The organism is Streptomyces monashensis, from assembly GCF_001866665.1.
GTDB classification, from domain to species: domain Bacteria; phylum Actinomycetota; class Actinomycetes; order Streptomycetales; family Streptomycetaceae; genus Streptomyces; species Streptomyces monashensis.
In genome coordinates this window covers 50,377-61,429 of sequence record NZ_MLYO01000023.1, presented here as the reverse complement: position 1 = coordinate 61,429, position 11,053 = coordinate 50,377, and the positions used below count along the sequence as shown (strand labels likewise).

At 72.7% G+C, this 11,053-nt stretch carries 7 protein-coding genes; 3 read left to right on the top strand and 4 right to left on the bottom strand.

Features of this window, described 5'->3' with window-relative positions; all coding sequences use genetic code 11:
- The first annotated feature begins 3 nt into the window (after window positions 1-3).
- Together BIV23_RS13460 and BIV23_RS13455 are read left to right on the top strand one after the other, a co-directional pair.
- Window positions 4-3,186, top strand: a complete 3,183-nt coding sequence (locus BIV23_RS13460; RefSeq protein ID WP_079173125.1) for a type I polyketide synthase — start codon at window positions 4-6, stop codon at window positions 3,184-3,186.
- Between the two features lie 24 nt (window positions 3,187-3,210).
- Window positions 3,211-6,495: a non-ribosomal peptide synthetase gene (locus BIV23_RS13455; RefSeq protein WP_342746364.1), complete on the top strand. Its 3,285-nt coding sequence runs from the start codon at window positions 3,211-3,213 to the stop codon at window positions 6,493-6,495.
- Window positions 6,496-6,537: 42 nt separating this feature from the next.
- Here BIV23_RS13455 and BIV23_RS13450 read toward each other — a convergent pair whose 3' ends face one another.
- From BIV23_RS13450 to BIV23_RS13435, 4 genes are all read right to left on the bottom strand, one after another.
- Window positions 6,538-7,314 carry a MerR family transcriptional regulator gene (locus tag BIV23_RS13450; protein WP_071381049.1) on the bottom strand — a complete coding sequence of 259 codons (777 nt, stop codon included), beginning with the start codon at window positions 7,312-7,314 and terminating at the stop codon, window positions 6,538-6,540.
- Between the two features lie 2 nt (window positions 7,315-7,316).
- Window positions 7,317-8,117 (bottom strand): alpha/beta fold hydrolase, encoded by an 801-nt coding sequence (locus tag BIV23_RS13445; protein WP_071381048.1) that lies wholly within the window; start codon window positions 8,115-8,117, stop codon window positions 7,317-7,319.
- Window positions 8,118-8,139: 22 nt separating this feature from the next.
- Entirely contained in the window at window positions 8,140-8,925 is a 786-nt protein-coding gene (locus BIV23_RS13440) for a thioesterase II family protein (protein ID WP_071381047.1), read from the bottom strand.
- A gap of 263 nt (window positions 8,926-9,188) precedes the next feature.
- Window positions 9,189-9,878, bottom strand: a complete 690-nt coding sequence (locus BIV23_RS13435; RefSeq protein WP_071381046.1) for a DUF4097 family beta strand repeat-containing protein — start codon at window positions 9,876-9,878, stop codon at window positions 9,189-9,191.
- A 229-nt stretch (window positions 9,879-10,107) separates the two neighbouring features.
- Here BIV23_RS13435 and BIV23_RS13430 point away from each other — a divergent pair, with 229 nt between their 5' ends.
- Window positions 10,108-10,851 carry a helix-turn-helix domain-containing protein gene (locus BIV23_RS13430; protein WP_071381045.1) on the top strand — a complete coding sequence of 248 codons (744 nt, stop codon included), beginning with the start codon at window positions 10,108-10,110 and terminating at the stop codon, window positions 10,849-10,851.
- Window positions 10,852-11,053: the final 202 nt, after the last annotated feature.

Below are 11,053 nucleotides of genomic sequence, written 5' to 3'. Positions count from 1 at the left end.
GACATGACCGACTCCGCGGATCGCACGCAGGAGGGCGCGGACCGGGTCCAGCGGGCCCTGCGCGCACTGCTGGAGGAGCGCGACCGGCTCCGTCGGGAGAACGAGGCCCTGAAAGCCGGCCGCGGCGAGCCGATCGCCGTGGTGTCCATGGCGTGCCGCTATCCGGGAGGTGTCGCGTCGCCGGAGGACCTGTGGGGAGTGGTCCGCGGCGGCCTGGACGTCGTGGGCGAGTTCCCGAAGGACCGCGGCTGGCGGGACGTGTACGACCCGGACCCCGACGCCGTCGGCCGTTCGTACACGCGTCAGGGCGGCTTCCTGACGGACGTGGCCGGTTTTGACGCCGAGTTCTTCGGCATCAGTCCGCGTGAGGCGCTGGCGGTCGATCCCCACCACCGTCTGCTGCTGGAGACGTCGTGGGAGGTCTTCGAGCGGGCCGGGATCGTCCCCGCCGACCTGCGCGGGACCGATGTCGGCGTCTTCACCGGGGTGAGTTCGTCCGAGTACGGCTGGCGTTTCCTGGAAGGGAGCCCGAAGGAGCTGGAGGGCTACCTGCTGTACGGCAGCGCGCTGAGCGTCGCCTCCGGCCGGGTGGCGTACGAGCTGGGGCTGACCGGGCCGGCGGTGTCCATGGACACGGCGTGTTCGTCGTCGCTGGTGGCCCTGCACACGGCGGCGCAGTCCCTGCGTTCGGGGGAGTGCTCGCTCGCGCTGGCGGGCGGGGCGTCGGTGATGCCGACGCCCGCGATGTTCGTGGAGTTCTCCCGGCAGGGCGCCCTGTCGGCCGGTGGCCGCTGCAAGGCCTTCGCGGACGGGGCGGACGGGACCGGCTGGGCCGAGGGAGTGGGCGTGCTGCTGCTGGAGCGGCTGTCCGACGCCCGCCGCAACGGCCACCCGGTGCTCGCCGTCCTGCGCGGCAGCGCGGTGAACCAGGACGGGGCCAGCAACGGGCTGACCGCTCCCAACGGCCGCGCCCAGGAGCGGGTGATCCGCACAGCGCTGGCGAACGCGGGGGTCTCGCCCTGCGACGTGGACCTGGTCGAGGCCCACGGCACCGGAACCGTGCTGGGCGACCCCATCGAGGCCGGTGCCCTGCTGGCGACCTACGGGCAGGGCCGGGCCGAGGACCGGCCGCTCTGGCTGGGCTCCCTGAAGTCGAACATCGGTCACTCCATGGCCGCCGCGGGGGTCGGCGGAGTCATCAAGGCGGTGCTGGCCCTGCGCCACGGGTACCTGCCGAAGACGCTGCACGTGGATGCGCCCTCCCGGCACGTGGACTGGTCCTCCGGCGCGGTCGAACTCCTGGTGGAGGGGCGTGAGTGGACCCGGGCGGACGGTCCCCGGCGGGCCGGGGTGTCCTCCTTCGGGGTCAGCGGCACCAACGCCCACGTGATCCTGGAAGAGGCACCACCGCACGAGCGGACGCAGGAGCGGGGGGACGGGCGCGGTCCGGACTCGGGCGTGGTCGGCGGCCTCGTACCGTGGGTGGTGTCCGGCAAGAGCGCGGCCGCGCTGGAGCGGCAGGCGGGCAGGCTGCGCGACGTCGCCGCCGCCGACCCGGACTCCGATCTCGCCGATGTGGGCTGGTCGTTGGTGTCGAGCCGGTCGCGGTTCCCGCACCGTGCGGTGGTGCTGGGCCGCGACCAGGACGAGTTGCGACGCGGTCTGACGGCACTGGGCGACGGCGTGGAGTCCGCCGGGGTGGTGCGTGGGGTCGCCGGGAACCTCGGCGGCGTCGTCTTCATGTTTCCCGGACAGGGGTCGCAGTGGGCCGGCATGGGCCGGCAGCTCTACGACGCCTTCCCGGTCTTCGCGCGCAGCCTCGACGCGTGCGCGGACGCACTGGCCGAGTGGGTCGACTGGTCGCTGCTGGACGTGGTGCGCGGCGTGGCGGGGGCACCGGCCCTGGACCGGGTGGACGTGGTGCAGCCGGCCCTGTTCTCCGTGATGGTGTCCCTGGCCGCCCTGTGGCGGTCCTGGGGCGTGGAACCGGCCGCGGTGGTGGGACACAGCCAGGGCGAGATCGCCGCCGCCCACGTGTGCGGTGCGCTGTCACTGCGGGACGCCACCAGGGTCGTGGCGCTGCGCAGCAAGGCCCTGGTGGACCTGAAGGGGCACGGGGGGATGGCATCGGTGGCCCAGTCCGCGCAGGTCGTCGCGGAACGCCTCGTCCCCTGGAGCGACCGGTTGAGCATCGCCGTCGTCAACGGCCCCCGCTCCGTGGTGGTCTCCGGGGAGTCCGGCGCACTCGACGAGTTCGTCGAGAAGATGAAGGCCGAGGACGTCCAGGCCCGGCGGATCCCCGTCGACTACGCCTCCCATTCACCCCAGGTGACCCGGGTCCGCGCGCAGGTGACCGGCTCGCTGTCCGACGTGAGCCCGCGGACGTCGGCCCTGCCCTTCTGCTCGACCCTGTACGGCGAGGTCATCGACACCGCGCGGCTGAACGGCGAGTACTGGTACGACAACCTGCGCGAAAAGGTCCTCTTCGAGACGTCCGTCCGGCGCCTGGCCGAGGACGGATTCCGGGTGTTCGTCGAGATGAGCCCGCACCCCGTGCTGACCGTCCCGGTGCAGGAGATCGTCGAGGACGTGGACGACGCCCTGGTCCTCGCGTCGACCCGGCGGGACCGGGACGAGGTGGCGTCCGTGGTCGGCTCGCTGGCCCAGTTCCACGTCCGGGGCGGGACGGTGGACTGGGGCGCCCTGTTCGGCACGCGCCGGCGCGTCGACCTTCCGACGTACGCCTTCCAGCGGCAGCGGTACTGGCTGGCCTCCTCGGCGACGGCGGTGGCGGCGCAGGTGCCCCCGGCGGATCCGCCCGCGGACGACGACCGCCTCGTCCCCGTGCCGGACCGGCTCTCCGCTCTCTGCGCCGACGACGCGCAGGCCTTCGTCCTCGACCACGTCCTGGAGAAGGTCGCCGTCGTGCTCGGTCTGCCCTCCGGCGAATCCGTCGACCCCGACCAGGAGTTCAAGGAGCTCGGATTCGACTCGATGCTGTCGATGGACCTGAGCAAACGGCTGACCGCGTCGACCGGACTCGGGCTGAGGGCGAACATGGTGCTGCGGCACCCGACACCGAGACGGATCGCCGGGCACATCATGTCCTCGCTGCGGGACCGTCCCGCCGGCGGGACGCCGCAAGCTCGACAGCGGTCCGTCCCGCCTGTTGCCAAGGTGTCTTGAAAGGGCTGACCCACTCCCCTGAAGGTGGGGGTGATCCGCGAATTCCTCCGGTTCCCGGGCCTGTTTGCTGAGGGGTTGATCTCTGTGCGTTCGTTCGGTGCGTCGTCTGCGCATAAAGGACTGTGGCTGGCGGAGGACATGTCTGCCGACACGCTGAACCATGCGCTGACCATGTGGGATGTGGCCGGTGAACTGGACGCGGCGGTCATGGAGTCCGCGTTCCTGCACGTGCTGGGCGAGGCGGAGGTGCTGCGCGTCACCTTCGCCGACGACGGCGGCGGACTGCGGCTGACGCCACGGGAGTTGGGGGACTGGCGGCCGTTCTTCCTGGATCTCGCCGCCGCGGCCGATCCCGAGCAGGCGGCGCGCGACGCGCTGGCCGACCTGGTGCGCAGGCCGTTCGACCTGGGGCGGGATCTGCTGTTCCGGATGGGGGTGGTCAGACTCGCCGCGGACCGCTCCCTCGTGGTGATCGCCTACCACCACCTCGTCTCGGACGGGTTCGGCACCGGCGGCCTGCTGTCGCGGCGCCTGGCCGAGGTGTACACGGCGCTGGCCCGCGGGGAGCGGGTACCCGGGCTGCCGCACCCGTGGGACGCCGAGTCGTTCGCGGCCGAGGCGACGGAGTACCTCGCCTCCGAGAGGTTCACCGAGGACAGGGAGTTCTGGCGCGCGTACCTGGCGGACGCGCCCGCGCCCGCGCAGGTACCCCGCGTCGCCCTGTCCGACGCGACGCGGTCCGCGCTGTCCGAGCCGATGAGCGACGTCGACCGCTGGGGGGAACTGACCGAGCCCATCGGCATGGTCAGCCGCACCCTGACCGTCCCGCGTGCCGAGGCGGACGCGTGGACCGAGGCCGCCGAGTCCCTCGGCGTGTGGATGTCCTCGATGCTGACCGCGGCCGCGGCGGTGTTCCTCCGGCACCGCTGCGACCGCCCGGAGTTCCTCGTCTCGCTGGCCGCGGGCAACCGGACCGGGGTGGCGAGCAGGACGCCCGGCCTGGCCGTGAACGTGGTGCCGGTGCGGGTGAGGGTTCCGCTCACCGCGACCTTCGCCGAGATCGCCGACGCGATGGTCGACGAGACGTACGAGGTGTTCGGGCACACCGCCTGCCACTACTCCGACATCCAGCGCGCGAGCGAGACCGTCCTGAGCGACCGCGGCAGCTTCGGTGCCGTCATGAACGTCGTGGACTTCGTGGAGCGGCTCCACTTCGCCGGCCACCCGGCGCGCTACCTCGGCGGGACGACGGGCGCCTTCGACGAACTGTCCATCGGCGTCTACACCGACGGCAGCGCCGACAGCGACCTGTACATCCGGCTCGATGCCCCCGCGAGCCTCTACGACCGCGCGGAGCTGCGCTTCATCGGCGAGGAACTGGTCGCGTACGTCCGCGCCGTGGTGGCCGCCGACGCGCGGCCGGTCGGCGCGCTGGACGTGCTCGGCGGTGCCGAGCGGGACCGGGTACCGACGGCACCGGACGACACGCACGCGCCGGACCCGCAACCGACCGTGCCGCAGTTGTTCGCCCGGCAGGTGGAGCGGGATCCCGATGCCGTCGCGCTGGTGTCCGGCGACGCGGCGGTCTCGTACCGGGAGCTGGACGAGCGGTCGAACCGGCTGGCCGAGGCGCTGCGCCGGCGCCACGTCGGACCCGAGACGGTCGTCGCGGTGGCGCTGCCCCGGTCGGTGGACCTCGTCGTCGCCCTGCTGGCCGTGGTGAAGGCAGGCGGTGCCTACCTGCCGGTCGACCCGGCGTTCCCGGTGGAGCGGATCAGGCCGGTGGCCGACGACTGCCCGGTCCGCTTCCTGCTCACCGACGCGGCGACGGCCGAAGCGCTCTCCCCGGCCCTGGACGTTCCGGCGATCGTGTTCGACGACATCCGCTCGGACACCGCCGCCGACGGCAGCGCCGGTGCACGGAAGGTCCCGGTCCCGGTGCACCAGGACAGCCTGCTGGCGGTGACGTACGGCTGCGCCACGACCGGCGCGGCGACGGGCGTCGCCGTGACGCACCGGAACGTACGGCGCCTCGTCCTGGACCGCAGCCTGCGGGAGGCCGGTCACGGCACGGTGCTGTGGCACGCGCCGCACACCTCCGACGCGTTCCCCCTCGAGGTGTGGGTGCCGTTGCTCAACGGCGGCCGGGTGGTCGTGGCCCCCGCGGGCGAGCCGGGCGTCGACGCGCTGACCGAGCTGTGCGCGGTACACGGGATCACCACGCTGCGGCTGCCCGCCGGCCTGTTCACGGCGATCGCCGCCGAACGCCCCGAGCGCGTCGCCGGGTTGCGCGAGGTGTGGACCGCAGGCGAGCGCGTGCCCGCGGCCGCGGTGCGCCGGCTGCGGGAGGCCTGCCCCGGGCTGACGGTCGTGACCGGCCACGGTCCGGCGGAGACGACCGGGTTCGCCGCGTCCCACCGCCTGGCCGCGGACGAACCGGCGCACCACGCGGGCGCGGTCGGCCGCTCGGCGGACGACACCGCCCTGTACGTGCTCGGGCCGGGCCTGGCGCCGGTCCCCGAGGGCGTGACCGGCGAGCTGTACGTGGCCGGGCCCGGCGTGGCCCGTGGATATCCCGGGCGGCCCGGTCCGACCGCGGAGCGTTTCGTGCCCTGCCCGTTCGGACCGGCCGGCGCTCTCATGCACCGGACCGGGGACCGGGTGCGGTGGGGTGCCGGCGGCCTGCTGGAGTACGTGGGCCGGGCCGACGCCCGGGCCGATGTCCGCGGCGTCCGGATCGAGTTGGCCGAGATCGAGGAGGCGCTGTCCGAGCACACCGGGCTGGCGCGGTCGGCCGTGGCCGTCAGGGCGGACGGCGCCGGACAGCAGCGGCTGGTGGCCTATGCGGTCCCGGCGGGCGGCCGCACCGTGTCGGCCGAGGAGCTGCGCCGGTTCGCCGCGCGGCGGCTGCCGGAGTCCATGGTGCCGTCCGTCTTCACGCTGCTGGAACGTCTGCCGGTCACGGCGGGCGGGAGGACGGACCGGGCGTCGCTGCCGGACCCCGAGTTCGACGACGGGACGTACCGGGCACCGCGCAACGACACGGAGCGGGTGCTGGCCGCTGCCTTCGCCGACGTGCTCGAACTGGACCGGGTGGGCATCGACGAGGACTTCTTCGACCTCGGCGGCAACTCGCTGCGGGCGATCCGGCTGGTCGGCCTGATCCGGGCGGAGCTGAGCCAGGAGGTGTCGATCCGCCAGCTCTTCGCGGCGCGCACCATCACCGGACTGTCGGACATGTGGAAGGACCTCGCCCGGTCCAGCCGGCCGACGCTGCGCCGCAGGACGAAGGAGGGCGCGGTCCTCTGAACGGTGACGCCGGTCACCCCGGGCGGGCCTGCACCGCGGCCGTCACTGGTGCGGTACGTCGACGCCGGCCGAGCGCAGGTTCGCCTCCAGCAGTTCGTTCAGCCGGGCGGCCGCCGGTGCCTGGTCCTCCCGGTGGTGGTTGATCAGCCCGTAGCGGGTGGCGGCGTCGGGACGGGAGCGGAACTCGGCGGGCATCGCCAGCAGTTCGCGGTTGGCCAGCAGCTTGGCGGACAGGGCGGACGCGAGCTCGTCGAGCCGCGGGTCGTCCGGATCCCATGACTCGGCGTGCCGGCAGCGCTTCATCAGCTCGACGTACTCGGGGTCGTCGAGCTGACGCTCGATCTGGGCCAGGAAGCTGTCGAAGACCTCGGGTACCAGCGCACGGGCCAGTATCAGGGCCTCCTGCCGGACGGCCACGTACTCGGCGCCGAAGCCGAGTTCGCCGAGCCGGTCCAGGGCCGCGCAGGCGCGCTCGGGCAGCAGGAGCCGGTCGCCGGCGGTGAGCCGGTGCAGCACCGTGCGCCGCGCGATCAGCTCCTCGATCCGCTCGGTGAGCCGCCGTTCGACGTCCTTCAGGGCGGCGGCGAACCGCTCGGGATCGGCGTCGAGCAGAGTTCCGATCTCGGCCAGCGGCACGCCCGCGCCGGCGAGCGTGCGCACCTGGACCAGCCGCAGCATCTCGGACGATCCGTACCGGCGATAACCGGAGACGTCGCGCTCCGGTTCGTCGACCAGGCCGAGCCGGTGGTAGTGGCGGACCGTCTTCACCGTGACGTCGGCGAAGGCGGCCGCCTGACCGATGGTGAGTCCGTAGTTCATGCTCAGGGGGTCCTCTGGTCGTCAGCGGCCGCGGTCTGGCGTACGGCCTCGGCCACGGCCCGGAAGTCCTTGCGCAGGATGTGCGAGTGGTTGCTCGGGACCTTCGCGCTCACCCTGATGTCCGGGTTCCGGGCGAGGACCGGATCGAGTGCGGCCCGCATCAGCTCCATCTCCTCCTGGCCCCCGCCCAGGCTGGCGCCGGTGGCGAGAACGTACCGCACCGGGCAGGTCACGCGGTCGAGGACCGGGGCGATGGCGGCGTTGATCTCATTGGCCTCGATGTTGATGTCGGCATGCTGGTCGGCGGTCATCCGCGCCGCCTTGCCCAGCGGGCGCACCAGGGGCAGCAGCAACCGCATCCGGCGGAACAGGCGCCGGATCCGCTCACGGCCCTCCTCGCCGGTCAGACCGTACGGAATGGCGCCGTCCACGGCCACCACCCCCACGACGCGGTCCGGATTCCGGTCGGCCCAGTGCGCCGCGAGCGCCGCGCCGTAGGACCAGCCGACGAGCAGCGGGCGGTCCACCCCGGTCGCCGCCAGGACGGCGTCGATGTCCCGGACGCATGCCTCGAACGAGTAGTCCGCCGACCGCCTGGAGCGGCCGCGGGCCCGTTCGTCGTACGTGATGTGCCGCCAGCCGGCGCCGAGTTCGGCGATCACGGGCTGCCAGGGCCGATGGTCGGCGTAGGAGCCGTTCAGATAGACGACGGGGCGGCCGGGGCCGCGCGTGTCGGTGAGGTACAGGGCGGTGTCGTCGACGGGAAGCATGCCGGTGCGGGGGGAGGTGGCGGAAGCAGTCATGCACTCAGCGTCCCCCCTGACCTTAGGGCAGGGTCAACCGGCGAGTTTGAGCCGGAATCGTGGCGAGCAGCCCCTCGGTGACGGCGGCGGCGACCTGGCCGATGCGGTCGGAGAGGTAGAAGTGGCCGCCGGGGAAGACCTTCAGGGCGAAGCCACCGCTGGTGTGCTCCCGCCAGGCAAGGGCCTCCTGGACCGTCACCACCGGGTCGCGGTCCCCGACGAGCGCGGTGATCGCAGTGGCCAGCGGCTCTCCCGCGCGCCAGCGGTACGTGCCGAGAGCCCGGTAGTCGGCGCGCAGCGCCGGCAGCACCATCTCCAGGACCTCGGGGTTGTCGAGCATGTCCTGATCGGTGCCGCCCAGCCGGCGCATCTCGGCCAGCACGTCGGCGTCGTCGTGGGGATGGGGGCGGGCGGCGCTGCCTCCGGGGCCGGGTGCGCCCCGGCCGGAGAGGAACAGCCGCCGGGGGCTCGGCAGTTCGCCGCCGGCGAGCAGCCGGGCCGTCTCGTACGCGACGAGCGCGCCCATGCTGTGGCCGAACAGGGCGTACGGCCGCCCGGGGTCGACGGCCAGTTCCCGGGCCAGCTCCCCCGCCACCGCCTCGACGAGCGGGCCCAGGGCCGTGAACGGCGCCTCGCCGTACCGGTCCTGGCGCCCCGGGTACTGCACGCACACCACGTCGAAGTCCGCGGGCAGCGTACGCGTCAGGGACGTGTACGCCGTGGCGGAGCCCCCCGCGTGCGGGAAGCACACGAGCCGCGGCCCCTTCCCCGCGGCCGTGGTGAAGCGTCGGAGCCAGGTGCTGTTCACTGCCGGTGTGTCCCTTCGTCCGTGCGACGCGGCCCGCGCCGACGTCCGCAACGGGAGGAGGCCCGCCGGTGCCCTCGGGGGTGGTGGGGCGCCGGCGGGCGGTTCGGTGCTCCGAACGGGCGGGTGTCGGTCCGGGTCGGAGCGCGCGATCCGAGCCTCGCGCACGGTCCTTGACGGATGCTCGCAGCGTGGTGGAGAGCTCGGGCGGGTGAGGGCCCGTCGCCGGCGAGGCGGTTGCCCGGGGCCCTCGGCCGGTGCCGATGTCAGAGGCTGCGGGCGGTGATGTCGCCGTAGGAGGTGGTGGCGCGGATGGTCAGGGCGGGGGTGGCGTCGGGGTTCCTGAGGGAGTTGTGGACGCGGCCGTGGCTGGTGCCGGCGTCGAGGGCGGCGGAGACTCCCTGGGCGGCGCCGACGGTGATGTCGCCTTTCGCGGTGCGCAGGTCGAGGGTGCCGGTGACGGCTTCGGTGATGTGGATGTCGCCGCGTTGGGTGTTGATCTCGGCGGGGCCGTTCAGGCGGCCGATGGAGACGTCGCCGTCGTGGACGGTGAGGTGGGTGGTTGCTGCTTCGTCGAGCTTGACCGAGCGGTAGGCGCCGTCGAAGGTGATGTTGCCGAGGCGTCCGACGCCGCGCAGTTCGGCGCCGGCGGTCGTGGCCTGGACGTGGGAGTCGGTGGGCAGTTGGACGGTGACCTCGACGGCTCCGGAGGGGCCGAGGAGCCGGTTCTTGGGTGCGGTGGTCTCGATGCGGAGGGTGCCGTCGGTGTGGGTGACCGTGATCTGTTCGGCTGCCTTGACGTCGCGGCTCTTGGCGGGGTCGGCGGGCAGGACCTCGACGGTGGTGTCGGTGCGGTCGGCGGCGATGAGGCGGACGAGTCCGCCGGGGATGTCCAGGACGGCCGTGAGGGGGGCCGGGCTGTCGAACTTCTGCGTCAAAGCCTGGTTCTTCTGCATCGTGGGCTCCTTGGCTCCGTTGTTTCCGATGCCAGAAACGCTACGTTGCATTCATCGATCCGGCAACACAGTCGTTGCGCATAATCTTCATATTGGCAGGTCAAGACTTGAAAATCGTTGCAATGACTCTGTCTGTAATGCAACGTTCTTCATTCTGATCATTGCAATGAACGAAGGGTGAACGCTATGCTGGGGCGGCAGGGTCACGAAGTCCACGAAGGAGGCCGCGATGCCGGGAGGCAGGCTCACCCAGCAGGAACGTCAGCAGATCGCGCTGGGGCTGGCCGACGGCCTCGCCTATGCGGAGATCGCCCGACGCCTCGACCGCCCGACCTCGACGGTCACGCGCGAGGTCATGCGCAACGGCGGCCCCACCGGCTACCGCGCCGAGATCGCCCACCGTGCCACCGAACACCGCGCCCACCGCCGCAAGCGGTCCGCGCCTCAGGACCGGGAGGCGACCGCGCAGCCCTACGGCCGCGACGCGGAGGCGGTGAGCGCGTACGAGGAGGCGCTCACCACCGTCTTCATGCAGTCGGGCACGCCCAAGATGATGGCCCGGGTGATGGCCAGCCTCTGCATCAGCGACGCGGGCAGCCTCACCGCCGCCGAACTCGTCCAGCGCCTCCAGGTCAGCCCGGCGTCCATCTCCAAGGCGATCGCCTTCCTGGAGAGCCAGGACCTGGTCCGCCGGGACCGCGACGAACGCCGTCGTGAGCGCTACGCCATCGACGACGACGTCTGGTACCAATCCATGATCGCCAGCGCCCGCTCCACCGCCCAGGTCGCTGAGACGGCGCGGCAGGGTGTCGGCATCCTCGTCCAGGGCACCCCGGCGGCCATCCGCCTGGAGAACATCGGCCGCTTCCTCGACTTCGTCTCCGAGAGTCTCACCCGCGCCGCGGACCAGGCCCGCGAGGTCCTCCACACCAAACCCGAGGCATCCTCGGGCGGCGCCGTCGAATCCGCCTGACGGCCTTCACCGAGGCTGTGATGCACGTCACGTCCGCCTCGTGTCACGTTCGCGCCGCCTGCTCCCGTCTGGTGGGCATCGGGGGCGCGACGAGGAGGCGGACGAGGCGATGAACGCACGACAGGAGACCGGTACGGCGACCGCGCACCGCGTGGTGGTCCTGGGGGCGGGATACGCGCATGTCGGCGGCCGTCCAGCTCGC